Here is a 23,607-nt window from a genome sequence, read left to right on the forward strand (position 1 = left end):
GGCCGGTGGCCGTCAGGCCTGTTTCAGCCAGTTTTCCAATGCGGTCGCTAGCGCGACCGGCACTTCGTACATCGGGTAATGTCCCGCGTTCGCGAGCGTTTCGATGCTCGCGCGCGGATACCACGCGAGCCAGGTGCGATCCATGACGTCGGCGGTGAGCGACGGATCGTGCTCGCCGATGAAAAGCTTCACGGGCGTCTCGTTGCCCGTCACCTCGGCGGAAAAATCGCTCGCCGCCCAGTGCGGCAGATAGCCCGCGAATGCCTGCGCGCGCGATTGGCGTTGCGATTCCCGCGCAAGATGCGCGGTGAAACGCGGTGCAAGGCGATTGCCGGTCGAGAACGCGATGATCGCCGCGCGCCGTTCGACATCGTCGACAGCCGCACGAAACCCGGCGAGGCGCGTTTCGTCCATGCGCGAGCCGCACGCGGGCACCGCGCACACGCCCGCCATGCGATCGATGCGTCCGCGCGCGGCGAGCATTACGCGCTGAATCGCGACGCCGCCCATCGAATGACCGATGAGGCTGAAGGTGTCCCAGCCGAGCTGGTCGGCGAGCGCGAGCACGTCCTCTGCGGCTTCTTCGAAGGTGAATGCGCCGTGTCGCTCGCGCGAGCGGCCATAGCCGCGATAGTCGAAGAACACGTAGGTGAAGGCATCCGTATCGAGTGCGGGCACGAGCGGCTGCCAGTCATCGGCGCTGCCGAACCAGCCGTTCATCGCAAGCACCTTGCGCGGGCCGTGGCCGAGCTGCGTGTAACCGTTGAACGCCTGCGTCATGCCGCAACCTCCGTTGGCCGCGGCACGAACGCCGGCGCAATGCGCCCGCGACATTCGCCGAAGCCGATCGACACCGCGCCCGGCTTCGTCGCGCGCGCGCTCAACACGATTTCGTCGCCGTCTTCGAGCGCGGTGCGTGTCTCGCCGTTGGGCAGGCGAAGCGGGTCGCGGCCGGCGTTGGTGAGTTCGGTGAGGCAGGCGCGCGCGGCATCGTCCGCGCCGGAAATCGTGCCGCTGCCGAGCAGGTCGCCCGCGCGCAGATTGCAGCCGTTGCTCGTGTGATGCGCGACCATCTGCGCAAACGTCCAGTACAGATTGTCGAGATGCGTTTTCGTGATGCGCAGGTCCGCGGCGCCGGCTTCGCGCAACTGGCGCGTCGACAAATGCGCGTGCAGTTCCAGATGCAGCCCGCCTTGCTGCCGATCGCGCGCGCCATGCAGATGCGGCATGACGGGCGGATCATCCACGGCGCGCGCGACCGGCGCTTTGCGGAACGGCGCGAGCGCCTCCGACGTGACGATCCACGGCGACACGCTCGAATGAAAGCTCTTGCCGAGAAACGGACCGAGCACTTGTTCGAACCACTGGATGCTTTTTGCGGACCAGTCGTTGAGCAGCGAATAGCCGAAGATGTGCGCGTGTGCATCGTCGACGGCGATCGGTTGCGTGAACGCATTGCCCTCGCCGATCCACGCCGCCAGCTCCAGCTCGAAATCGAGCGCGGGCGCGGGGCCGAACACGATCTGCCCGTTCGCATCGCGATACTGGCCGTTCGGACGGCGCACGTCGCCGCCGCTCACGCGCAGCGACGAAGCGCGGCCGTGATACGCGATCGGCAGCGACTTGAACGCGGGCGGCAGCGGATCGGCGAGGCCCTTGTAGCGGCCGTGGCGCTCGGTGTGATGAAGCGACGTGAGAAAGTCGGTGTAGTCGCCGACTTCGCACGGCAGGCGCAGTTCGAGCGTGTCGATGCGCGGCAGCAGGGCGTCGGCTCGTTGCTGCATGCGCGCGCGCTGCGGCGCATCGCTTTTCAGCAGATCCGACAGCGCGGCGCGCAAAGCGCTCGCGTAGCGCTGCGGCATCGCCATCAGGCGATTCAGCGTGCCGTCACGCGTGGCTTCGCAGGCAATCGCCGCATCGCTGCCGGCCGCGAGCAGACCGCTGTCGAAGAGCGCATGCAAGTCCACCGCATGTTCGCCGATGGCCACGCCCGCACGCGCCGCGCCATCGCGCGAGAACGCGCCGAGCGGCAGGTTCTGGATCGGAAAGTCCGCGTCGGAGAGATTCGCCGAGTCGATCCAGCTGCGCCGGGCCGGATCATGAGTCGAGTTGAGCGCGGTCATGCGACGCTTTTTCCTTTGCTGGCCCAGGCGTCGAGCGCGGGGCGCGCTTCCCTTCGATAGGCAGCGAGCGTTTCAGTCGACGCGACGGGCACCGTCAGTTCGAGCCGCAAGCCGTTCGGATCGAAGAAATAGATCGAGCGCACGAAGTGATGATCGGTGATGCCAAGCACCTCGATGCCGTGAGCCACGAGACGTTGCTTCATCGTTTCGAGATCGTCGAGCGTGGAAAGGCGCAGCGCGATATGGTTCACCCACGGCGGCGTGTTCGGCGAAGGCTCTGCGGCCGTTTCGTCGCCGAGATCGAAGAACGCGATGTTCGAGCCGTCCGCCATCTCGAAGAACAGATGCACGTAAGGGCAATATTCGCCCGTGCTCGGCACGCGGTCGAGGCGGATCAGATGAACGAGCGGCAGGCCGAGGATGTCCTCGTAGAAGTGACGCGTTTCTTCGGCATTGCGGCAACGCCAGGCGAAATGATGCAGGCCGCGCACCGGCGGCAAATGGTCGGACATGCTGTGTCTCCTTGAGGCGGCGTGTTGAGGCGAGCTATGCCCGCTCAGACTTCGATGGCGTCGACGTCGTATTCGAACAGCCAGTTGTAGCGCTCTTTCACGCGCTCCTCGCTCCACTCGCGATCGACGTAATCCGCTGCGCCTTGCGCATGCGCGAGCGCCGGATTGTGAAAGCGCTTGGTGTTCGCCGCCGAGCCGCGCACGATGCGCGCCGTGCGCTCGAGGCGCAGCGACTCGTAACGTTCGAGCGCATGCGGCAGATCGTTTGCGTGGCGCGCGAGGCAGCGCGCGATCAGATAACCGTCTTCGAGCGCCATGCCCGCGCCTTGCGCGAGGAACGGCAGCGTGGGATGACAGGCATCGCCGAGCAAGGTGGCGTTGCCCGAGTTCCAGCGTGGCATCGGCTCACGAATCATGAGCGCCCATTTGTACGGGACGTCGATGGCCGAGATCATCGTGCGCACGTCTTCGTGCCAGCCGTCGAAATCGGCGAGACATTCGTCGATGGTGCCGCGCTCCGACCACGACTCGACTTGCCAGCCCTCGCGCTCCACCGCGCCGACGAAGTTGATGAGCTTGTGGCCGCGCAGCGGGTAGTGGATCACGTGGGCGCCCGGTCCAACCCAGTTGGTGCCGTAAGGCGTGCGCAGATGCTCGGGCAGTTTCGTGGCGTCGATCACGCCGCGCCATGCCATCACGCCCGAATAGACCGGCTCGTCCGCGCCGAAGAGCGCGCGGCGCACGCGCGAGTGCACGCCGTCCGCGCCGATCAGCAAATCCGCTTCGAAGGGGGCGCCCGAGACGGTCTGCACTTCGACACGCCCGTCCTTCTGCACGATCGACTCGACCTTGTGATCGAGCCTGACCGCATCGGGGCTACACGCGCGCACCGCATCGACGAGCGCTTCGTGGAGATCCGCGCGGTGCACGGTCAGATAGGGAAAACCGTACACTTCGCGCGATGCCGCCCCGAGATCGAAGAGCGGCCAGGTCTGCCCCGTGTTCCAGAGACGCACGCGCTTGCCGGGCGGCTCGCACGCGAGACTTTCGAGGCGCTCGCCGACGCCGATCCGGTAAAGCACGCGCGTGGCGTTCGGGCTCAGTTGCACGCCCGCGCCGATTTCCCCGAGAGCTTTCGCCTGTTCAAGGATGGTGACGTCGAAACCCGCTCTTAGTAATGCGGCTCCCGCCGTCAAGCCGCCGATACCGGCTCCTGCAATGACGATCTTCATTCGACCTTTCGACCTCTTTCGTATTGACGCTGTCTCTTATCGAGAAGATTTATCATTCGATAGATAAATCTTTTAAATGGGGTTTCGTTTTAAAACGGAACCACTTTAAAGGAACGTCATCCGCTAAAGAAGCAAAAGAATTCGAACGAGTTATCAATGAAAATTGATAATGCGCGAGCGCACGCGCATGAATCTCACATGCCCCAGCGATGCACGACCGCGCTTTCGATGCCGAAGAGATCGAGCACGCGCCCGATGGTGTGATCGACCATGTCGTCGAGCGATTCGGGGTTCGCGTAGAATGCCGGCACCGGCGGATAGACGATTGCTCCGGCTTCGGTCACGCTCGTCATGCTGCGCAAGTGGCCGAGATGCAGCGGCGTTTCCCGAACCATCAGCACGAGCCGGCGGCGCTCCTTGAGCGTGACGTCGGCGGCGCGCGAGAGCAGGCCGCTCGTCACGCCCGTGGCGATTTCCGAGAGCGTGCGGATCGAGCAGGGCGCGACGATCATGCCCATCACAGGGAACGACCCGCTCGAAATCGCCGCGCCGATGTCCGTGTTCGGATAAGTGACCGTGGCGAGCGCGCGAACATCGGCGACGCTGTAGGGCGACTCGTGCGCGAGCGTGACCTGTGCGGAGCGGCTCATCACCAGATGCGATTCGATGTCGAGCTGCCTGAGCAACTGCAGCAGCCGTACACCGTAGACGACGCCCGATGCGCCGCTGATGCCCACGATCATGCGCCTGGGCTGTACTGCGCTGAAATGCATCTGTGCTCTCCGTTTTAACCGTGATGGAATCAAAACGTCGCGGATGTTAGCACGGCGATTCAATCTCCCGGATAACTTATAGGGCTTTTTTGGATCGATCGGTAAAGACCCTGAGTGAATATTCAAGATGTTCTATTGATTGATAAATAACTCGTGATTCAAAACGCGAATTGAAGTGGTTAAACTCGGTTCCGCATCGGGCAGAGCGGGTTCCGAACGATGATCCGCAGCACGGTGGGATGCAGGAAGCCGGCGCCGACGAGCGACCGGCCAACGATAAAAAAATTGGAGACTTCGGTTGAGAACTTGTCTGCTCGTCGGCGGCTGCGCCGCGATACTGACTGGCCCCGTGTGGGCGCAGTCTTCTGTGACGCTGTATGGGAGCATCGACGTCGGTGTCGATTTCGTATCGAACTCTCAGGGCAAGCGCCTGTACCAGGAATCGGCAGGCAAGCGTCAGCCCGATCGCTGGGGACTGTTGATCAAGGAGGACCTCGGTGGCGGCAACACGGCGTTCGCGCGGCTCGAATCTGGCTTTCTGACCAACACCGGCGCGCAGATCAATCCGACGAGCTTCTTCAATCGCGATGCCTACGTGGGCCTGTCGAACGATCGCTGGGGCTCGCTGAGTTTCGGGAACATCAACGACTACATCTATCAATATGTCGGGCGGCTGAACAACTCGGTGCCGGGCATCTCCTCGTACTACACGCCCGGCAATCTGGACGGCCTCGCGAATACGCACGCGCTCAACAACGCCGTGAAGTACGAGTCGATCGATTTCCACGGTTTCCAGCTGGGCGCGATGAACAGTTTCGGCAATCAGGCGGGCGATTTCAGCGCGGGGCGTCAATACAGCATCGGCGCGCAATATTCGGGCGGCGCGGTGAATTTCGGCATCGCGTACACGATGTCCCATAACCGCACGGCCGATATCTTCGGCACCTTCAGCCTGAACTCGCTGCTCGGCCAGCCGTTGAGGCAGGGCACGATGTTCAACGCCAGCCGATACAGCACGCTCGCCGCCGGGGCCTCGGTGAAGATAGGCATCTTCACGCCGCACGTCACGTATTCCGGCGTCAAGCTACAGAACGCGCAAGGCTCGGCCACGCTGAACAACTATCAGGCCGGCGTGAACACGGAACTGGTCGGCAGCCTGGGCTTTTTCATCCTCGGGGTATCCGGGAATCACTCGTTGTTTCAGGGTCTCACGATCAACCAGTACAACCTGTTCCTGACCGATTACCTTTCGAAGCGCACACAGGTGTACGCGGGCGTGGGCCTGCAACGCGCTTCGGGTCCCGGCGCGCGCGCGGCGCAGTTCGGCTATCAGCCCTCGACGAGCGGCAGCCAGACGGTCGCGCGCATCGGCGTCAACCATCTGTTTTGAAGACATGGAGGCGTCATCGTGCGATGAAACGGAGTGCAAACGGCGCGCGAACGAGCGTGCGAGGCGGATTCATCACTTATTTCGATCGCTTCATCGTTTCTTTTTGATTGAGCCGCGCGGGGCCGACTCTTATATTGTCACTCCGGCCACGGCGCCGTCATGAGAGACATTCAGCAGCAGTGCGAGCGGACGCGCCCGACCGGTGCGTCCGTCCGCACGAGGTACACGGGACATACATGCAAGCAGACCGGACTTTCAACATTGCGACATTGATAGAAGAGCAGAAGACGGGGCGCTTCGCCGCCGGTCTGCTCTTCTGGTGTTTCCTGATCATGCTGATGGACGGCTACGATCAGACGGCCGTGTCGTTCGCGGCGCCCGCCATCATCAAGGACTGGCACGTCGCGCGCGGCGGATTCGGACCTGTGTTCGGCGCGGGCCTCTTCGGGACGTTGATCGGCTCGTTCATCTTCGGCTATCTCGGTGACCGGCTCGGGCGCAAGAAGGCGATCATCATCGGCAGCCTTTTCTTCGGTGCGCTGACCTACGCTTCGGTGTGGGTGACTTCGCTTCAGGAACTGATGCTGCTGCGCTTTCTGGCCGGCATCGGCATGGGCGGCGTGGTGCCGAATTCGGTTGCGCTGGTCGCAGAATATGCGCCGAAGCGCCTGCGCGCCACATGGGTCACGCTGATGTTCTCGGGCTTCTCCATCGGTGCGGGGTCGGGCGGCGTGGTGTCGTCGTCGCTGATTCATCGCTTTGGCTGGCCTGTCATGTTCGCGGTCGGCGGCGTCGGCTCGGTGCTCGTTGCGCTGCTGCTGATTTTCATGTTGCCGGAGTCCGCGAAGCTGCTCGTGCTGCGGCAGCGCGATCCGCAGATGCTGCGCAAACTCATGACGCGCCTGCGCCCCGATCTGAAAATTTCCGCCGATGCGCACTTCGTGGCCGGCGAAGTGCGCGAGAAACAGCGCTTCGTGCTGAAGCTGATTTTCTCCGATGGTCTCGCCGCCATCACGCCGCTGCTGTGGATCGTGTTCATCGCAAACTCGATGGCGCTGTATTTCCTGCAGAACTGGCTGCCGATTCTGATGGAGGGCATGGGCATCGACCCGCGCGGCGCGGGGCTCATCACGATGATGTTCTCCGTGGGTGGCGTGATCGGTGGTCTCGTGCTCTGCCGCTTCGTCGATCGTCATGGTGTCGCGGCGATCATTTCGTTGCCCGTCATCGGCCTTCCGGTCGTCGCGGCGCTCGGCCACGGCTCGTCGCAGGGCTGGCTCATGCTCGCCGTGTTCGCTACCGGCTTTTGCGTGGTGGGCGCGCAGTACGGGCTCTATGCGGTGGCCGGCATGATCTATCCCACGTCGTTCCGCTCGGCGGGTGTCGGCAGTGCGATTTCGGTGGGCAAGATAGGCTCGGTGTCCGGGCCCGTGATCGGCGGCCTGCTGCTGTCGATGCACCTGCCCGTCACGCAGCTTTTCTATGCGGCCTCGCTGCTGTTCCTCATTGCCGCCGTGTTCTCGACGATCCTCGCGCTGCTTTATCGCGCGCGCTTCGGCGAACCGCGGAACGTCGAGACGGCCGTCGAACCGGCGCAGGGTTCGCTGGTGCAGGACTCTTGATCACGTAATCTCGCGGCTCGGCGCGCCGCCGGGCCTTCCGCACGGCGGCGCGGCAGATAAATCTCATGGTTGTGGCATCGAAAGGCATGCGACACGGCGTACGCTGCAAGCGCGATGACACTCCGTCAGAAAGCAATGGACATGAGAAGGCTTCCGAAGTGCTGTGCAACGTTGCAAAAGCACAAGCACCACGCGCCTCCGAACGAACGCGTCGCCCGGCGTGCATTTTGAACGCCGCATACAATCACGCGCATTGTCCTTTGCATTCGTAAAACCATGAGCCACTTTCGTCCCGTCAAGCTGGAGCACGCCAGCCGTCTCATCAACCACGGTCCGACCGTCCTCGTCACCAGCGCACATGGCGGGCGCCGCAACGTGATGGCCGCCGCCTGGTCGATGCCGGTGGAGTTCACGCCGCCGCGCGTCGCCGTAGTGATCGACAAACACACCTACACGCGCGAACTGGCTGCCGCGAGTGGCACGTTCGGCCTCATCGTGCCCGGCGCCGCGATGATCGACCTCACCTACGCGGTCGGTTCGACGAGCGGGCGCGAGATCGACAAGTTCGCAGCCTTCGGCATCGAGACGGTAGCCGGGCCGGTGCTCGGCCTGCCGCTCATCGAAACAAACTGCGCGGCGTGGCTCGAATGCAGGCTCATCGACGAGAAGCACACGGAAGACGCCTACGACACCTGCTTCGCGGAAGTCGTCGCCGCCGCCGCGGATGCGCGCGTGTTCGTCGACGGACACTGGGTCATCGACGACTCGAACCAGCCGCTGCATACGATTCACCATCTGGGCGCGGGCAAGTTCGTGCGCGCGTCGTCGATGGAGCAGGCGAAGCCGCTCACGCGCTGATGTCCACCTCAGGGCGTTTAGTGCGCCCGCTCCAGCCCGCATCGAAGGGCTAAAGCTTCCCGTTTCCCCGTCGATAAAGAGACGTCGACCGCGAAAGACCGACAGGCTAATCGCGGCGGCGTTTTCGAGCTTGCGATCCGTCATTCGAATTCGGACGCGGGCGATAGATGGGCGAGGACAGGTCTCGTAAGCGACCGCTCGCACCGTCAGGGGAATGGGGTCGGGTATGAAACAGCGTTTTTCGGTCGTGCGGTTCCTGATTTATCTGGTCGGCTTCACGAGTCTCCCGATGTTGAGGCTCGTCGTTTCGCCGGACGGCCAGGGCGGCATCACCGCGTTCGTCGCGTGCGTGGCGGCGCTCGCGGCGGGGTACATGGTGTATTACGCGTCGTCGGAAGGCTATCTGCGCAATCTGATGAGCGGCGTCGTGATGTATCTCGCGCTCGCAGCCGTGGTGGCTGCGTGTCCGCCTTTCGTGCTCGTGCTCGCGTTCTGGTCGCTCGCGAGCCTCCTGAAGCGGCGGCGCGCGCTGCTCGTTCATGCGATGTCGAGTATTGCGCTCTTCGTTCTGATCTTTCCGATGCCGCTCGCGCAACGCATCGGCATGCCCGAGCTGGCGGGCGCGCCCGCGGCCATCGCGTATATCGGGTTCGCGGTCGCCTGGTCCGCATGGGCATCGTGCAGCCCGCTGAAGCTCGGCCTCTTCAAATTCTCGACGATGCTGCTCGCGGTGCCTCTCATCGCGTCGTTCGTCGCACTGGTGGGCGGCGGCATGTTCAGCCGCCCGGAGCGGCGCGTGCGCAACTCGCTGATGCGCGCGCGCAAGGCGCTGACGCTCACGTTGCCGGCGCCCGAGATGGCCGTGCGGAGCGAGGTTGTCGTCGAATGATCGGAATTCATGCGCGCGAGCGAGGGTGACGCCCTCGATCGCCCTGTGATAAAAACGTGCGACGGCAGCTTGCAGGCGCACGAATAGTCACAGGAGACCCAATGACTTCCCCCCGGCGCAAAGAACTCGACGAAACCGGCAATAAAGCCCCGCACGAGCCGCTCACCGCCTACTATTCCGACGAACCCGGCAGGCGCCTCTGGCTGCGCGCCATGTTCGACCGCACCGCCTCCGATTACGACGCCATCGAGCGCGCAATGGCCTTCGGCTCCGGCGCGTGGTATCGCAACCGGGCGCTGCGGTCGGCGGGTCTCGCGCGCGGCATGCGCGTGCTCGACGTCGGCATGGGCACCGGGCTCGTCACGAAGGAAGCGGTCGCGATCACGGGCGATCCGTCGCTCGTCACGGGTGTCGATCCGAGTCCGGGCATGGTCGGCGAGGCGCATCTGCCGATCGGCGTGGAGACACGCATCGGCACCGCGGAGGATCTGCCGTGCGACAGTGCCGCTTACGACTTCCTCAGCATGGGTTTCGCGCTTCGGCACGTCAGCAATCTCGCAAAAGCCTTCGATGAATATTTTCGCGTGCTCGCGCCCGGCGGACAGCTCTGCGTGCTCGAGATCACGCGGCCAGCGCACGGTGTCGGCGTCGCGGCATTGAAGTTCTACATGCGCGGCGTCGTGCCGATGATCGCCCGCATCGTCGGAAGGAAAGGGGAAAGCGTCGAACTGATGCGCTATTACTGGGACACGATCGAGGCGTGCGTGCCGCCCGCCGCCGTGATCGCTGCCATCGAACGCGCGGGCTTTGCGAACGTGCGCCGCGATGTCGAACTCGGCATCTTCTCCGCTTATTGCGCGACGAAACCGGCGGCCTGAGCCGCGTCGAGGATCACGGCGGCGCGTCCGCTCAACAGCAAGCGTCCCGCGCAATGAACGGTGAAGCGGTACAGCACGGTGTTGTCGTCGCCGCCCATGCGCTCGGCTTCGATATCGAGCGGGCCATCGAGCGTATCGAGCCGCTCGACGTGCGTCTGAACGCCACGCACGCTGGTCAGCATGCCGACGCGCGGCCGCTTGCCTTCATCGCCGACGAGCGCGCCATGCGCCGCCATCGCCTGCGCGGCGTATTCGATGCCGCACACCGGCGCGAGCCGCCCCTTCGAGCGCAGCGGATTGTCCGGGTGAAGATGACTCGTCGCGGCGCAGCGGATGCGTTGCGCATCCCACGCGACGACCGCGTCGAGCAGACACATCGCGCCGCTATGCGGAATGCGCGCGGCGATCCAGTCGTGATCGAGAACCTGAGCCGCCGTCATGACGGGTCGATGTCCACGGCGAGTTGCGTGCCGTCGAGGTAATCGAGGACGACCTGCGATGTTTTCCCGCACGCCAGCGCTTGGAGCAACGGCAGCGCGCGCGCGGCGGGATTCGACAGGCGCAGCGCTTCGATATCGGCATCGGCGAAGGAGGACGCGTTCGCATCCGTGAGACGCGCCTCGATGCGCGCGAGCGTGCGCTCGCTCTTTCGCGGCGCCAGCACCAGCGCGACGCCGAACGCATCCGCGATCGGGCGCACGCGGCGCAATGGCTCCGGATAGTCCGTGTCATAGGCGACGAGCAGCGTCGCGGCGCCATCGACGCTCACTTGCGCGAGGCTTTCCAGCAAGCCCGCCGCGAAGCTGCCGTCGTACGCGCACAGCACGTTCGATGCGGCCATCGCGCGAGTCGCGATGCTCCAGTAGCCCGCGGGCGCATTGTGGACGGAGTTGTGAAAGCGCGTCGGCGAGAGTTGCGGTTCGTCGCTCGCGAGGGTTTCGCAGATCGCATGAAAATTCCCGCCATCGCCGCCCGATGCCGCGAACACGGCGGCGAGCGTCGCGGCGTCGCGGCCGCTTTGCGCGACCGCTTCGTGCGCGGCCGCGAGCGCCGCGCGCACGACCGGCCCGGTGCGGCGGCGTTCGGCGGACGGCAGGCTCGCCGGCGCGGGCAGCACGGTCTGCGAGGCGACTCGTGCGGCACGCTGCGCCAGCACGTCGGCGGCATGAGGCCAGTCGGCGAGTCCCGGCCCGATCATGCCGACGCCTTCGATATAAGCAAGCAATGGAGTCATGCCGAGCCCGCTCCCTTGCGCCCGAACACGAGACTGCAGTTCGTCCCGCCGAAGCCGAACGAGTTGGAGAGCACCGCGCGCAACGGTGCGCCGCGCGTTTCGAGCACGTAATCGAGACCGAGCGCGGGGTCCGGCTCGCTCGTGGTGGCGCCCGCCGGAATCATCTGGTGCCGCAAGGCGAGCGCCGCGATCACCGCTTCGAGCGCGCCCGCCGCGCCGAGCGTGTGACCCGTCGCGCCCTTGGTCGAGCTGCACGGCACGCGGTAAAAGAGGCTCGTGAGCGCGCGGCTTTCGGCGGCGTCGTTGCTGGGCGTCGCGGTGCCGTGGAGGTTCACGTAGCCGATATCGCCTGCATCGAGGCCGGCGCTCGCGAGCGCCTGTTCCATCGCCATGCGCGCGCCCAGTCCTTCGGGATGCGGCGACGACATGTGATACGCATCGCTCGATTCGCCGATGCCGAGCAGGCGGATCGTGTCGTCATCGGCGTGGCCGGCCGCGTCCCGTTCGAGCAAGCCGAACGCCGCCGCCTCGCCGATGGAAATGCCGTCGCGCTTCACGTCGAACGGTTTGCACGGTCCGGGCGCGAGCAATTCGAGCGAGTTGAAGCCGTAGAGCGTCGTGAGACAGAGCGTATCGACGCCGCCGACCACGGCTGCATCGATCAGGCCGGTTTCGAGCATGCGGCGCGCCGATCCGAACACCTTCGCGCCCGACGAGCACGCCGACGACACCGACACCGCCGGTCCGCGCAGCCCGAAGTACGCGCGCACGAAGCCGGCGAGCGAGTAGGGATTGTGCGTGGTCGCGTAATTGAAGTCGGCGGGCAGCGCGCCGGTTTGCGCGTCGCGCCGCTGGTAGGCGAGCTCGGTTTCCAGAATGCCCGCCGTGCTGGTGCCCATGAATACGCCGATGCGTTGCGCGCCGTATCGTTCGATCGCTTCGCGCACGCGTTCGTCGAAGGCGTCCTGCGTCATCGCCAGTTGTGCGAGGCGGTTGTTGCGGCAGTCGAATTCGGCGAGCTCCGCACGGATCGGCGCGTCCTCGATGCCGGCGACGCGGCCCGTGAACGTGCGCAGCGCGGCGCCTTGGAAATCGCACGGGGCGAGTCCGCTGCGTGCCGCCGACAGCGCGGCAAGCGTCGCTTCGAGGCCACGGCCCGCGCAGCTCGTGGCGGTGAAATGCGTAAGCAGAAGAGGGTTCACTACGGCTTGGATTCCCAATGTGCGGCGGGTTTCGAATGGGATGAATTGTAACAAACGGGTCTTTCTGCCCGGACGCGCGTCAGCCGGCGGTCCTTGCAATCAAAAGACGATTGGCCATGTGCGTGCCGTTGCCCATCGGACAGATCGTCACATCGAAGCGCAGCTCGCCGAGCAGCGCGAGCCATTGCGCCTCGCTGCGCACCGTCAATCCGCTGGTGCGTCCCGAACGGGCGAGCTGCATGCCGAAATCGACGGCGCGATCCACGCTCGCGCGCCAGCCCGCGGCGGCATCGCTGACACGCAGCAGAAGCATGCCGCCCGAAGCGAGACTCGTGCGCACGCGGTGCAGCACGGCTTCCTGCGCGTTCGAATCGACGTAATGCAGGACATCGCACGCGACGACGACATCGGCCTGTGGAAACGGCGTCACGCGAATGTCATCGCAGAAGAAGCGAACGCGCGCCTCATTCCCTCGCAACGCGATTCGAGCCCGGTCGACGTCGCGCGGCGTCAGTTCGATGCCGTAGATCGATTGCGGCGCGGGCGGCGCGGGCCAGTTCGCGGGCCACGCCTGATCCGCGTGATCGCGATGCCACGCGCGCGCGCCGATGAGCCACGCGGCGAGCAGACCCTGACCGCTGCCGAGATCGAGGATGCGCGCGCCATCGGGAATCAGGCCGTGCGCGAGGATGTAGGCGAAGAACGGATCGTGACGCAGCTTGGCCGACGCGAAGTGCCACGCAAAGCGGCCCGCCGCGCGATACGGGCGGCTGGCGGTTTCGATGAGCGCGTTCGGCACCATGCGGGCGGGATCGAGGGAAGGGCTCGTGCAGTCTAGCCCACGATCGCCTCGCGCAAGGTCACGGTTGCGAGTCCGCGATCCGCCGCCGCACGCAAGACCGTGTCGAGCGCGGCCAGCACGACGGGCGCGCCGTTCGCGTCTTTCGCGGCGTGGCCATCGTGGACGAGCAGGATGTCGCGCGCGCCGAACCCGTCGAGCAAGCGCCGCGCGACGAGGGCCGCATCGCCCGTGCGCGTGTCGAAGCCGCGCCGCGTCCAGCTCGCGAGATGCAGCCCGAGACCGCACAGCACCGGTTCGAGAAACGGATTGCGCAATCCAGCCGGCGCGCGAAAGAAGAGCGGCCGCGTTCCCGCGATGTCGCCGAGCGTCGTTTGCGCCGTGTCGATCTCGCGCCGCATCGCGCCCGGTCCCATCAGCGAAAAGGTATGCCGATGCCGCTGGCTGTGATTCTCCACCGCGTGTCCGTGCGCGACGATCGCCTCGACGATGCGCGGATGTTCCCGCGCGCGCTCGCCGATGCAGAAAAACGTCGCGCGTGCGCGATGCGCGTCGAGCAGATCGAGCACGCGCGGCGTGACCTCGGGATCGGGTCCATCGTCGATAGTGATCGCGATGCATGCGCCCGCCGATTCCGGCAGCGTCGTCCAGTTGTGGCCGAGCAGCGCGCTGCGCGGCCAGAGTCCCGCCGCCGTCAACGCGAGGTGCGACGCGATCACGCCGCCTGCCGCCCACGGCCACGTCGCGGGCGCTGCGGCGAGCGCCGCGAGCGCGCCAGCGTGCACGGCGGCCGCCCCGCCGATCAAAGGCGTCGGGGTCCAGCGGCGCGGCTGGCCGGGCGGGTTCATCGCGAGAATCCGGAACGCGGCGCGAGGATCGCCGAGAACAGGAGCGCGAGGATCGCGCCGGGGCCGACCGTCAGGCCGAAAGTCTTGAGCATCGGCACACTGGACAGCGCGAGCAGCCCGAAGCCGAGCACGGTCGCGAGATTCGCGATCACGAGCGACACGAGCGTCTGCGGGGAAATCGCGTCGCGGCCCGCGTGCGCGCGATAGTTGAAGAAGAGCGCGTAGTTCGAGCCGACCGCGACGATCAGCAGCATGCCGATCAGATGCAGGATCGTCAGCGACTTTCCCGCGAGCGCGAGTCCCGCGATCACGACGATCACCGCCGCGACGAGCGGCGCCAGCGTGCGCGCCGCGCGCACCGGCGAACGCAGCGCGAGCACGAGCAGCACGACGATCGCGGCGAATCCGCCGAGCGAGAGGCGAATATCCTCGCGCACGTAGTTCTGATAAAGGCGGTCCGCTTCGGCTTTCATATCGACGAAAAGCGCGTCCGGCACCTGCGATGCCGCCACCGCCGCGCGAATTGTCTGCGCCTGCAATTCCGGGCCTTCGGCCGCGCGCAAGGGCAGCATCGCGGTCCAGCGGCCGTCGCGTTCGGTGAGAAGCGAATCGACTGCGAGCGCCATCGACGTGCCTTGCAGATCGGCGCGGCGCAGGGGCGGTTGCGCGCGGACCGCTTCGACATCGGCGATGAACGGCTCGAAGACCTCGGGCTTCACGCGGATCGTCTGGTCGCGCAGCGCGGCTGCGAGGCGCGTGCGCAGATCCGCGGCCGAAGGCAGGCTCGCGATCCGCGCGCGTTGCGCGGCGTCGCTCGGCAGATAGCGCGCCGGACTTTCATAGCCGGCGATGACGTGCGCATCGACCAGAGGCTGAAGTTGATGCGCGACCGCTTCCGCCCGCTCGAGCGCCGCCTGCTCGTTCGCCGCCGACACCACGACGAGATAGCGCACGTCCGGCGCGCCGACATCGGCGCGCAGACGTTCATCGAGGTCCTGGCTCGCTTTCGGAACGGGGCTCAGCGCGGACAGCTCCTGGCTCCAGAGCCCGTGTCGGTGCATGAGCAAGATGGCGACCGCCGCGAGGAGCAACACGGCGAGCGCCGCGCGCAGGCGCGACGCATGAGCGGCGAAACGCGCGAGCCGTTTGCCGAGGCGCGAGACGTCGCGAATCGCAAAGTTTTGCGGCAACGCATGCGGCAGCACGAAACGCGTGACGATGCCAGCCGTCGACAAACCGACGATGGAATACAGCCCGAGTTGCACGAGACCCGGGAAGCCGGAGAAGAGCATCGATGCGAAGCCGCAGATCGACGTCAGCACGCCGAGGCGGATCGTCGGCCAGAAGCTGGCGACCCAGTCTTTCAGCGATTCGCGCCGCTCTACCCCAGCCGACTGCACGAAGAGGTAGATCGAATAATCGACGGCCTCGCCGATCAGCGTCGTGCCGAAGCCGAGCGTGAGCCCATGCACCGTGCCGAACACGAGGCTCACGGCGGCGACGCCCGCCGCGACGCCGGAGAGCACCGGCATCAAACCGAGCAGCAGCGTGGGCACCGAGCGATACACCGCCAGCAACAGCACGACGATCAGCGCGATGCTCGCCGCCGACAGCCAGCGCACGTCGCGCATGATCGTGTCGCGCGTATCGACGGCGAACACGCCCGGTCCCGTCATCAGCAGGCGATACGGCGACGCGCCCGGCGCAGCGTGCGCAAACGCTTCGCGGATCGCGGCGATCGCGCTGGCTTGCGCATCGGTGTCGGAGCCGGCGCTCGCGGTCTGCGCGAGCAGCACGGCGCGCCGGCCGTCGCGCGATGCCCACACGCCGTCCTGCATGGCGGGCTGCGCGCCGCTGTCCAGCTGGCTGACGAGCGCGGTGACTTCGCCGGTCGGGTCGTGCGGCAGCAAGTCCTTCGTCATCATGCCGGCGGAAGAGGTCAGCAGATCGAGGCTGTCGGCGAGCGCGTCCTTCAGGCCGGCCACGCTGAAACGCTCGGGCGTCACTGCGGGGCTCAACTGATAGCGATGCTCGAAAACGAAGCGTTCGTCGCGCGCCTGTCCGACCGGCTCGCCGTTGTTGATCGCGGAAAAGCGCTTGTCCTCGCGCAGCTTCGCCGCGACGTTGCGCGAGACATCGGCGCGTCCGGTCGCGTCGCCGCCGTCGATGCCGACGAGAATCAGCCGCGAGACGAGCCCGTCGCGCAATTGCTCGACGAGCACGCGTTGCTGCTCGGTGGGCGCGCGCGGCAGGAAAGCGGAGAGATCGGCGGAAAAGTGCGTACGCGCGATGACGCCCGCGCAAACCGCGAGAAAGCACAGCCAGACGATGATCGCAGGCTGGCGCAAGGACCGCGAAACCGCGCGCATGCCGGGTTCAGTGCGCCGACGCGTCTTGCAGGCGCATCAGCGAGCGGTCGCCGTCGGCCTGTCTGATCTCGACGCGCGCGAGCGCCGCGCCGGTGCCCGCGAGCGTGATCGAGCTGACTTTCTGCTTCATGCGCGAATCGGTCGGCACGAGCGTCATCGTCCAGTCGTCGCCCTTGCCGTCGATCGACACCGTGTACGCGTTTTCCAGCGCGAACCGGTTGCCCGCAAGCGTCGCGCGAATGCTTTCGATGAACGCGCCCAATTCCGGATAGTTGCGCAGCGGAATCGTCACCTTGCGGCCGTTGCGATCGACGGTGAGCATGTCGCCGTCGACGACGAGATTCTCCGGCTTCGGGCTGGCCGTGTGTTTTTCCAGATGATCGGGCGCGACGAACACCAGTTCCCCCGACGATTCGAGCGGCTCCTGCGCGATCTTCAGATAACGCGTTTCGGTAAAATGCGCGCGCCCGGATTTTTTCGCGCCGAGCGTGTTCATCAGGCGATCGAGCGTCCAGGATGCGTCGGCGGCAACTGCCAGCGTCGACGTGACGCAAAGAACGGCGGCGGCCAGCGCCGCGTAAAAAGCTCGCATAAGCTCAGGAATCCCTCGCGACTTCCCGCAGGCGCGCACCGGCCGTGCGCGCTTGCCCCGGTTCCTGCGCGGCGTTCGTCTGCCAGAAGTCGAAATAATTGAACCAGTTGTACGGCGCCGCCCGGCAATATTTGTCGAGCAGCGCCACATAGCGCGTGAGTGCGGCATCGACGGCGGCGGCGCGCTCGCCGCGCCCGACCTTCGAAAAATCGGCGAGCGTTTCGAAGTGAATGTCGTAGCGGTTGCCGCCGAGATACAGCCCCGTCATGAAGACGACCGGACGCCGCAACACGGCCGCCATATGCAGCGGCCCGAGCGGAAACGCGGCCGGCGTGCCGAGGAACTCGCGTTCCTTCAGGGCATCGCCGGCCTGGCGCAGCGTGCGGTCCGCGAGAATGCCGACGAGCGCGCCCGCATCGAGCCGCTCGCGGACCTTGAGCATCGCATCGACCTTGCCGAGTCCGATCACGTCGTGATGCGCAGCCGGATTCACGGCGGCGAGAATCGCGTTGATCTTGCGCGCGTTTTCTTCGTACATCGTGATTGCGATGCGGATATGCGGCTGCGCCCGCCCGATCGCGCGCACCACCTCGAAGCTGCCGAGATGCGCGCCCATCAGGAACGCGCCGTGTCCGCCCGCGAGCGCGGCCTCGACATCCTCGACGCCATGCGTGCGGATATCGAACAAATCGAAGCGTTCGTTGAGCAGATAGATGCGGTCGTGGATCGTCGACGCGAACGAGAATACGTGCCGATAACCATCGCGCCAGCCCGCGTGCCGGCCGAGCGCGCGATTCAGATAAGCGCGCGATGCACGCCGCGCGCGCGGCGCGAACACCACGAAATACGCGGTGACGATCCGCAGCAACACGCGCCCGATGCGCCGCCCGAAGCGCAGCGACACCCACGTCATGAAACGCAGCAGCGCGAGGTTGCTGCGTTCCTGGCGGTCAGCCCAGTCGTCGCGGTTGCGCGGCTTGTTCACGATGCTTGCGTGTCCCGGCGGTCGTTGTCGATCATGCCGACGGCGCCGCTCGCCACCGTGCGAGCGCCGGCGCGAACCGTGAAGCGGATCGCGCCGCTCGCGGACGTTTCGTACGCAACGTCGAGCACTTCGCCCGGTTCGGCCGGGCTCAGGAATTTCGCAGATTCGATCCTGCATGCGCCGAAGCTCTTTCCGAGCGCGCAGCCGATCGCGTCGAGCGCGTGATCGAGCAGCACGACGCCGGGCACGATCGGGCGTCCGGGAAAATGCCCGGTGAGCGCGGGGTGTCCCGGCGGCACGGTAAAGGTCAGCGCCGCCTTGCGGTTGCGTTCCCGTTCGATCAGTTGCGTCAGCACTTCGCGCGGCAGCTTGCCGGTTGCGTTGCGCGGCAGCGAATCGACGAACAGCAGCGGGCGCGGCATGAACGCGGCGTCGATACGCTCGCGCAATGCGCGCTGAAGATCCGCCGACGCGAGTTCCGGGGCCACGACGAGCGCCGTCAGACGGCGCACGGCTTCGCTGTCGGCGGGGCTTTCGTCGGGCATGTAGAACACGCCGTCGATCACGCCGGGCACCGCGTTCAGCTGATGATTCAGATACGCGAGCGACGTGCGCTTGCCCGCGATGTTGATCAGATCCGCCTTGCGGCCGTGCAGCAGAAAATGCGTGCGGTCGATGAGTTCGAGCGCGTCGCCCATCGGCACGGGCACTTCGACGTGGCCGCCCGAGGCCCAGACGGTCTGCTCGCCGGCATCGTCGGCGCGCGGCGTCAAGGCGATGTCCGGAAACAGTTCCCACGCGGCGGTGCGCGCGGTGCGGCGCGTCGCGATCTGGCCGGTTTCGGTGCTGCCGTAGATTTCCATGAGCGGCGCGCCGAGGCGCACTTCGGCGTCGCGCGCGAGCTTCTCGGAAAGCGGCGCGGTCGCCGACAGCACGAGCGACGCGCGCGGCAACGCTTCCTCGTTCGCGAACAGCGCACGCAGATGAATCGGCGAGCTGACGAGCACGCGCGGTTCGGGCACCGCCGCAAGTTCGGCGCGGATATCGACGGGATAGAACGGCTGGCGGTTGCTGAACGCGAGGCCGCCGAGCAGCGCGAGCAGCACCGTCGATTCGAAACCGTACATGTGCTGCGGCGGCACGGTGCCGATGAGCGTCGCGCGCGCTTCGCCGAGCAGGCCGAGACGCGCCGCCGCCGCGCGCACGTTCTTCACGAGAAAGCCCCACGTCTTGCGATGCGGCACCGGCACGCCGGTCGAACCCGACGTGAACACGTAAGCCACGACGCGCGCGCCGTCGATGTGCGGGACAGCCGTCTCGCGCGCCGCGTCGTCGGACGGGGCGGTTTGCGGATATCGAAAGCGTGGCAGATCGATTGCGCAATCGTCGTTGTCGTGCAGGCAAAACGCGTCCGGCGCGAACGAGGCGAGCGCGCGGACCATGTCGGGCGTATGCGTCGAAGGCAGCAGGCTCGTCTTGCCCGCGACGAGCGTCGCGCACAGGCTCACCGTGAAGCGATAGCGATCCGTGCAGACGTTGAACACGTGTTGACCTTCGGGCAGTGCATCGGCGAGTGCGCGCACGTCGGCGAGAAACGCGCGCACGGTGACGGGCGCACCGTCGCGCCAGGCGATCGTCTGATCCGGCGACGAATGGAAAACGAGCGGAAAGGTCTGCATGTGCGATGAGTTCGACGACATTACTGCGCCCCGCTGCGACGCATCTGCATCGAACGGGTGTAGGCGCGAATGGCGTCCATGATGCTCGACGGCTCCATGTCCGGCAGCGCGATGCGGCGGCACGCATATTCGGCGACGAACATCAGCCCGACGAGCGGCAGCGCGAGATAGTTGGCGAACGTGGACCACGTGACGATCGATGCGCACGCGAACAGCACCGTCGACACGACCGCGGTCGCGACGAAGAAGACCGTCCACGCCGCCGTGACGCGCCGCGTATAGCGCGCGACACGGGGTTCGAGCTTGCCGTGGACCATGGTTGCGAATTGCGTGCAAAGCGGCTCGCGGCCGTGAACGAGCGTGCGGCCGAACATCCACGCGAGCGCGACATTGAAGCTCGCGTGCTCGGCCCACAAGCCCCAGCCGAAATGCGCGGTGAGCGGCGCGCGCGCCAGCCACAACCCGGTACATGCGAGCGCCCAGAGCGGCACCAGCCACGGACGCGCCGGCGAGCGCAACGCGGCGTTCAGCGCGATGAGCAGGATTGGCGCCAGGACGAGCGCGAGACCCAGCCCGTGTGCGCCCGGCGCGGAAGCGGCATGGTGCGCGGCAAGTTGATAAGCGGCGATCGCGCCCGCGACGCCCGCCGCGCGAACGAAGCCGACCGCGCTCATCGGCGCGCTCCCGCGTCGCGCGACGCACATGAAGGCCGGTTGAAAGACGCGGATCGAAGGAAAAAGGTATGCAACATGGATTGCGGCTGCGGCGCTCTTGCCAGAACGCTCGGTTAATGAACAAAAACTCGGCAGTCGCCTGCCTGACGATCATTTTCCCGCGCGGGTGCGCGACCGGTCTGTAACCGTTTGTTCGATGCTCTTACATTCGTCAGACCGGCGAATTTTACCCTACCGGCGCAGGGGCCCGCCCGGCGGCGAAACGGCTGATTTTCCTCGGAAATATCGTGCTGCTGCACGCCTTTCGGCCGGTTACCTTTCCTACTAGGCGCCCCGGAGGGCTTCGACTAGAATTTCGCCACCGCAATTATCTCGATAACAGGCGGCCGGCGGCGTGCGGAGAACCCGGGGCGTACGTCTTTCGAGCCGCCCCTGACGCGCGTTTTTGCGCGGGTCCGCACATACGATGAATGAACTGGAAAGAGAGCTGGCCGAGCTGATCGTCGCCGAACTGAATCTCGAGGATGTCGATCCCAAGGCGGTTTCGGCCGATACACGGCTGTATGAAGAAGGCTTCGGGCTCGATTCCATCGACATCCTGGAGATTGCGCTCCTGATCTCGAAGAAATACGGCTTCGAGCTGCGCTCGGATGATCCGGACAACGAGACGATCTTCGCGAGCCTCGGCGCGCTTGCGGCGCACGTCGCCGCGCATCGCACACGATAAGGCGGGCCGCGGCTTCATGCGCTGCCCGCCGCTGTCATGCAAGTGAAATCCGCCGCATCGGAACTGAACGACGCGCACGCTCGTGCGCTCGCCGGTGCGGCCGCGCAACATCGAAACGGAAACGTGCAATGCAATCGATGACGGGAGCCACGCCATGCGCGCGCTCGTGACAGGCGGCAGCGGCGCGATCGGACAAGCCATCTGCCGGACGCTGGGCGCGGCCGGGCACGAAGTCTGGATCCACGCGAACGGCGGCATCGAGCGCGCTGAAAGCTGCGCGCAAGCCATTCGCGCGGCGGGCGGCACGGCGCATGCAATCGCCTTCGACGTGACCGATCCCGACACCACCGATACCGCGATTGCGCGCATCCTCGCCGACGGCCCGGTGCAGATTCTGGTGAACAACGCGGGCATCCACGACGACGCGCCGATGCCCGGCATGTCCCGCCAGCAATGGAAACGCGTGCTCGACGTCACGCTCGACGGTTTTTTCAACGTCACGCAGCCGCTTCTGATGCCGATGATCCGCACGCGCTGGGGACGCATCGTCAATATGTCGTCGCTCTCGGGGTTGATGGGCAATCGCGGGCAGGTGAATTACGCGGCGGCCAAAGCAGGGTTGATCGGCGCGACGCGCGCGCTCGCGCAGGAGCTTGCATCGCGCGGCATCACGGTGAACGCGGTGGCGCCCGGCGTCGTCGATTCGCCGATGCTCGGCAACGCGTTTCCGCCCGAGCGCATCAGGCAACTGGTGCCGGCGCAGCGCCCGGGCACGGCGGAGGAGGTCGCGGGCATGGTCGCATATCTGGTGTCGGACGCGGCGGCTTATGTCACGGGACAGGTTTTGTCGATCAACGGCGGAATCGCGTGAATCGGATCGAAAGGAGCGCAATGAGCGAAGCGATTCAAACCTGGGATGTGGCGGTGATCGGCGGCGGACCCGCCGGTTCGACGGCGGCGACCTTGCTTGCGGACCGCGGCTATCGCGTGCGGGTGCTCGAGAAGGCGCGGCATCCGCGCTTTCATATCGGCGAATCGCTTCTGCCGGCGAATCTGCGGCTTTTCGAACGGCTCGGCGTCGCCGATGAAGTGCGCGCGATCGGCATGGTCAAGCTCGCAGCCGAGTTCGTATCGCCGCAACACGGCGACCGCATGCAACGCTTTCTCTTCGCCGATGCCTGGGACAAGTCGATGCCGAGCGCGTATCAGGTGCGCCGCTCCGAGCTCGACGAGATCCTGCTGCGCAACGCGGCGAAGCACGGCGCGCATGTGAGCGAAGGCTGCCGCGCGCGCGACGTCGTGTTCGCGCCGGATGGTTCCAGCGCGACGATCGGCGCCGAGCACGACGATGGCCGCATCGAGGAAGTGCGCGCGCGTTTCGTCGTCGATGCGTCGGGGCGCGATACGCTGCTCGCCAATCATTTCAAGACGAAGCGCCGCAACGAGCGCCACAATTCGTCGGCGCTGTACGGCCATTTCAGGAATGCCCGCCGGAACGTCGGTCAGAATGAAGGCAACATCACCGTGTTCTGGTTCGAGCACGGCTGGTTCTGGTTCATCCCGCTCGCGGACGGCGCGACGAGCATCGGCGCGGTCGTGTGGCCGGCGTATCTGAAGCGGCGTCCGAAGGGCACGTCGGTCGAAACGTTCTTCCGCGACACCATCGCGCTGTGCGCGCCGCTCGCCGAGCGGCTCGAAGACGCCGAGCTGATCAGCGAAGTCCACGCGACGGGCAACTACTCGTACACCGGCGACATGACGCACGGACGCAATTTCCTGCTGCTTGGCGACGCATTCGCGTTCATCGACCCGGTGTTCTCGTCCGGCGTGATGCTCGCGATGCAGAGCGCGTTCGCGGGCGCCGAAGCGATCGACACGGCGCTGAAAAATCCCGCCAGCGCGCGAGCCGCGCTCGCGAAGTTCGACCGCGACGTGCGCCACGGCCCGCGCGAGTTTTCGTGGTTCATCTACCGCATGACCTCGCCCACGATGCGCAATCTCTTCATGGGCCCGAGAAACCCGCTGCGCATGAAGGAAGCGCTGTTGTCGCTGCTCGCGGGCGATATTTTCGGCACGACGCCGATCTGGCATTCGCTGCGCGCCTTCAAGGGCATCTATTACGTCTCGGCCGCGCTCGACTGGCGCAATTCGCTGCGCGCTTATCGCCAGCGCCGCCGCAATCTGAGCGACGCGAAACGCGCGGAGCTTTCGGCCAATTGAT

The 23,607-nt window shown here is 65.9% G+C and carries 23 protein-coding genes; 8 read left to right on the forward strand and 15 right to left on the reverse strand.

The genetic code is table 11. The features are described 5' to 3' along the window. Positions 1-12: 12 nt before the first annotated feature. From NCT32_RS26435 to NCT32_RS26455, 5 genes are all read right to left on the reverse strand, one after another. On the reverse strand, positions 13-780 hold the full coding sequence (locus tag NCT32_RS26435; protein ID WP_061116449.1) for an alpha/beta fold hydrolase: 768 nt from the start codon (positions 778-780) through the stop codon (positions 13-15). After that, positions 777-2,123, reverse strand: coding sequence for a fumarylacetoacetase (gene fahA, locus NCT32_RS26440; RefSeq protein WP_061116450.1), 1,347 nt, complete (start codon positions 2,121-2,123; stop codon positions 777-779). The genes NCT32_RS26435 and fahA overlap by 4 nt, the downstream gene beginning before the upstream one ends. Further along, positions 2,120-2,635 (reverse strand): VOC family protein, encoded by a 516-nt coding sequence (locus NCT32_RS26445; RefSeq protein WP_250477846.1) that lies wholly within the window; start codon positions 2,633-2,635, stop codon positions 2,120-2,122. The genes fahA and NCT32_RS26445 overlap by 4 nt, the downstream gene beginning before the upstream one ends. A gap of 44 nt (positions 2,636-2,679) precedes the next feature. Beyond that, the gene (locus tag NCT32_RS26450) at positions 2,680-3,867 is read right to left on the reverse strand and encodes an FAD-dependent monooxygenase (RefSeq protein WP_061116452.1); all 1,188 of its coding nucleotides are present in this window, start codon (positions 3,865-3,867) and stop codon (positions 2,680-2,682) included. A gap of 194 nt (positions 3,868-4,061) precedes the next feature. After that, positions 4,062-4,640 (reverse strand): UbiX family flavin prenyltransferase, encoded by a 579-nt coding sequence (locus NCT32_RS26455; protein ID WP_061116453.1) that lies wholly within the window; start codon positions 4,638-4,640, stop codon positions 4,062-4,064. 298 nt (positions 4,641-4,938) lie between these two features. On the opposite strand from NCT32_RS26455, the gene NCT32_RS26460 reads away from it, so the two are divergent. The 5 genes from NCT32_RS26460 (at position 4,939) to NCT32_RS26480 (ending at position 10,277) form a co-directional block, all read left to right on the forward strand. Beyond that, a complete protein-coding gene (locus tag NCT32_RS26460; protein ID WP_061116454.1) occupies positions 4,939-6,030 on the forward strand; it encodes a porin in 1,092 nt (363 codons plus the stop codon). Positions 6,031-6,266: 236 nt separating this feature from the next. Further along, on the forward strand, positions 6,267-7,652 hold the full coding sequence (locus tag NCT32_RS26465; RefSeq protein WP_061116455.1) for an MFS transporter: 1,386 nt from the start codon (positions 6,267-6,269) through the stop codon (positions 7,650-7,652). 276 nt (positions 7,653-7,928) lie between these two features. Beyond that, a complete protein-coding gene (locus NCT32_RS26470) occupies positions 7,929-8,510 on the forward strand; it encodes a flavin reductase family protein (protein ID WP_061116456.1) in 582 nt (193 codons plus the stop codon). 226 nt (positions 8,511-8,736) lie between these two features. Next, the gene (locus NCT32_RS26475; RefSeq protein ID WP_061116457.1) at positions 8,737-9,399 is read left to right on the forward strand and encodes a hypothetical protein; all 663 of its coding nucleotides are present in this window, start codon (positions 8,737-8,739) and stop codon (positions 9,397-9,399) included. 101 nt (positions 9,400-9,500) lie between these two features. Further along, positions 9,501-10,277: a class I SAM-dependent methyltransferase gene (locus NCT32_RS26480; RefSeq protein WP_061116458.1), complete on the forward strand. Its 777-nt coding sequence runs from the start codon at positions 9,501-9,503 to the stop codon at positions 10,275-10,277. Here NCT32_RS26480 and NCT32_RS26485 read toward each other — a convergent pair. The 10 genes from NCT32_RS26485 to NCT32_RS26530 all read right to left on the reverse strand — a co-directional run bounded on the left by NCT32_RS26485 (position 10,250) and on the right by NCT32_RS26530 (position 20,659). Beyond that, a complete protein-coding gene (locus tag NCT32_RS26485) occupies positions 10,250-10,717 on the reverse strand; it encodes a hypothetical protein (protein WP_061116459.1) in 468 nt (155 codons plus the stop codon). The two genes, NCT32_RS26480 and NCT32_RS26485, sit on opposite strands and share 28 nt — an antisense overlap. Beyond that, positions 10,714-11,511, reverse strand: coding sequence for a beta-ketoacyl synthase chain length factor (locus NCT32_RS26490; RefSeq protein WP_061116460.1), 798 nt, complete (start codon positions 11,509-11,511; stop codon positions 10,714-10,716). Before NCT32_RS26490 ends, NCT32_RS26485 begins: the two co-directional genes overlap by 4 nt. After that, positions 11,508-12,713, reverse strand: coding sequence for a beta-ketoacyl-[acyl-carrier-protein] synthase family protein (locus NCT32_RS26495; protein WP_061116461.1), 1,206 nt, complete (start codon positions 12,711-12,713; stop codon positions 11,508-11,510). Before NCT32_RS26495 ends, NCT32_RS26490 begins: the two co-directional genes overlap by 4 nt. A 79-nt stretch (positions 12,714-12,792) precedes the next feature. After that, positions 12,793-13,515: a bifunctional 2-polyprenyl-6-hydroxyphenol methylase/3-demethylubiquinol 3-O-methyltransferase UbiG gene (locus tag NCT32_RS26500; RefSeq protein ID WP_061116462.1), complete on the reverse strand. Its 723-nt coding sequence runs from the start codon at positions 13,513-13,515 to the stop codon at positions 12,793-12,795. A 32-nt stretch (positions 13,516-13,547) separates the two neighbouring features. After that, entirely contained in the window at positions 13,548-14,360 is an 813-nt protein-coding gene (locus NCT32_RS26505; protein WP_061116463.1) for a polysaccharide deacetylase family protein, read from the reverse strand. After that, positions 14,357-16,729: an MMPL family transporter gene (locus NCT32_RS26510; RefSeq protein WP_061116464.1), complete on the reverse strand. Its 2,373-nt coding sequence runs from the start codon at positions 16,727-16,729 to the stop codon at positions 14,357-14,359. Before NCT32_RS26510 ends, NCT32_RS26505 begins: the two co-directional genes overlap by 4 nt. Positions 16,730-16,736: 7 nt before the next feature. Next, positions 16,737-17,321, reverse strand: a complete 585-nt coding sequence (locus tag NCT32_RS26515) for an outer membrane lipoprotein carrier protein LolA (RefSeq protein WP_061116465.1) — start codon at positions 17,319-17,321, stop codon at positions 16,737-16,739. A 4-nt stretch (positions 17,322-17,325) separates the two neighbouring features. Further along, positions 17,326-18,234 (reverse strand): acyl-CoA synthetase, encoded by a 909-nt coding sequence (locus NCT32_RS26520; protein WP_061116548.1) that lies wholly within the window; start codon positions 18,232-18,234, stop codon positions 17,326-17,328. A 68-nt stretch (positions 18,235-18,302) separates the two neighbouring features. Next, the gene (locus NCT32_RS26525) at positions 18,303-19,985 is read right to left on the reverse strand and encodes an AMP-binding protein (protein WP_061116549.1); all 1,683 of its coding nucleotides are present in this window, start codon (positions 19,983-19,985) and stop codon (positions 18,303-18,305) included. A 20-nt stretch (positions 19,986-20,005) separates the two neighbouring features. Next, positions 20,006-20,659 carry a hypothetical protein gene (locus NCT32_RS26530; protein WP_061116550.1) on the reverse strand — a complete coding sequence of 218 codons (654 nt, stop codon included), beginning with the start codon at positions 20,657-20,659 and terminating at the stop codon, positions 20,006-20,008. Positions 20,660-21,125: 466 nt separating this feature from the next. Between NCT32_RS26530 and NCT32_RS26535 the strand changes: the two genes are divergently transcribed. The 3 genes from NCT32_RS26535 (at position 21,126) to NCT32_RS26545 (ending at position 23,606) form a co-directional block, all read left to right on the forward strand. Next, entirely contained in the window at positions 21,126-21,386 is a 261-nt protein-coding gene (locus NCT32_RS26535; protein WP_061116466.1) for a phosphopantetheine-binding protein, read from the forward strand. 154 nt (positions 21,387-21,540) lie between these two features. Then, on the forward strand, positions 21,541-22,257 hold the full coding sequence (gene fabG, locus NCT32_RS26540; RefSeq protein ID WP_061116551.1) for a 3-oxoacyl-ACP reductase FabG: 717 nt from the start codon (positions 21,541-21,543) through the stop codon (positions 22,255-22,257). A 20-nt stretch (positions 22,258-22,277) separates the two neighbouring features. After that, on the forward strand, positions 22,278-23,606 hold the full coding sequence (locus tag NCT32_RS26545) for an NAD(P)/FAD-dependent oxidoreductase (RefSeq protein ID WP_061116467.1): 1,329 nt from the start codon (positions 22,278-22,280) through the stop codon (positions 23,604-23,606). The last annotated feature ends 1 nt before the right edge of the window (position 23,607 follow it).

This window comes from Caballeronia sp. INML2 (assembly GCF_023631365.1).
GTDB lineage: Bacteria > Pseudomonadota > Gammaproteobacteria > Burkholderiales > Burkholderiaceae > Caballeronia > Caballeronia turbans.

What these genes read in the sequence shown, in the direction of transcription:
- NCT32_RS26475 (WP_061116457.1), top strand. Translation starts at nt 8,737, where the DNA reads ATGAAACAGCGTTTTTCGGTCGTGCGGTTCCTGATTTATCTGGTCGGC.
- NCT32_RS26505 (WP_061116463.1), bottom strand. Translation starts at nt 14,360, where the DNA reads ATGAACCCGCCCGGCCAGCCGCGCCGCTGGACCCCGACGCCTTTGATC.
- NCT32_RS26450 (WP_061116452.1), bottom strand. Translation starts at nt 3,867, where the DNA reads ATGAAGATCGTCATTGCAGGAGCCGGTATCGGCGGCTTGACGGCGGGA.
- NCT32_RS26455 (WP_061116453.1), bottom strand. Translation starts at nt 4,640, where the DNA reads ATGCATTTCAGCGCAGTACAGCCCAGGCGCATGATCGTGGGCATCAGC.
- NCT32_RS26470 (WP_061116456.1), top strand. Translation starts at nt 7,929, where the DNA reads ATGAGCCACTTTCGTCCCGTCAAGCTGGAGCACGCCAGCCGTCTCATC.
- NCT32_RS26525 (WP_061116549.1), bottom strand. Translation starts at nt 19,985, where the DNA reads ATGCAGACCTTTCCGCTCGTTTTCCATTCGTCGCCGGATCAGACGATC.
- NCT32_RS26445 (WP_250477846.1), bottom strand. Translation starts at nt 2,635, where the DNA reads ATGTCCGACCATTTGCCGCCGGTGCGCGGCCTGCATCATTTCGCCTGG.
- NCT32_RS26500 (WP_061116462.1), bottom strand. Translation starts at nt 13,515, where the DNA reads ATGGTGCCGAACGCGCTCATCGAAACCGCCAGCCGCCCGTATCGCGCG.
- NCT32_RS26490 (WP_061116460.1), bottom strand. Translation starts at nt 11,511, where the DNA reads ATGACTCCATTGCTTGCTTATATCGAAGGCGTCGGCATGATCGGGCCG.
- NCT32_RS26435 (WP_061116449.1), bottom strand. Translation starts at nt 780, where the DNA reads ATGACGCAGGCGTTCAACGGTTACACGCAGCTCGGCCACGGCCCGCGC.
- NCT32_RS26530 (WP_061116550.1), bottom strand. Translation starts at nt 20,659, where the DNA reads ATGAGCGCGGTCGGCTTCGTTCGCGCGGCGGGCGTCGCGGGCGCGATC.
- NCT32_RS26535 (WP_061116466.1), top strand. Translation starts at nt 21,126, where the DNA reads ATGAATGAACTGGAAAGAGAGCTGGCCGAGCTGATCGTCGCCGAACTG.
- fabG (WP_061116551.1), top strand. Translation starts at nt 21,541, where the DNA reads ATGCGCGCGCTCGTGACAGGCGGCAGCGGCGCGATCGGACAAGCCATC.
- NCT32_RS26485 (WP_061116459.1), bottom strand. Translation starts at nt 10,717, where the DNA reads ATGACGGCGGCTCAGGTTCTCGATCACGACTGGATCGCCGCGCGCATT.
- NCT32_RS26520 (WP_061116548.1), bottom strand. Translation starts at nt 18,234, where the DNA reads ATGACGTGGGTGTCGCTGCGCTTCGGGCGGCGCATCGGGCGCGTGTTG.
- fahA (WP_061116450.1), bottom strand. Translation starts at nt 2,123, where the DNA reads ATGACCGCGCTCAACTCGACTCATGATCCGGCCCGGCGCAGCTGGATC.
- NCT32_RS26545 (WP_061116467.1), top strand. Translation starts at nt 22,278, where the DNA reads ATGAGCGAAGCGATTCAAACCTGGGATGTGGCGGTGATCGGCGGCGGA.
- NCT32_RS26515 (WP_061116465.1), bottom strand. Translation starts at nt 17,321, where the DNA reads ATGCGAGCTTTTTACGCGGCGCTGGCCGCCGCCGTTCTTTGCGTCACG.
- NCT32_RS26510 (WP_061116464.1), bottom strand. Translation starts at nt 16,729, where the DNA reads ATGCGCGCGGTTTCGCGGTCCTTGCGCCAGCCTGCGATCATCGTCTGG.
- NCT32_RS26465 (WP_061116455.1), top strand. Translation starts at nt 6,267, where the DNA reads ATGCAAGCAGACCGGACTTTCAACATTGCGACATTGATAGAAGAGCAG.
- NCT32_RS26480 (WP_061116458.1), top strand. Translation starts at nt 9,501, where the DNA reads ATGACTTCCCCCCGGCGCAAAGAACTCGACGAAACCGGCAATAAAGCC.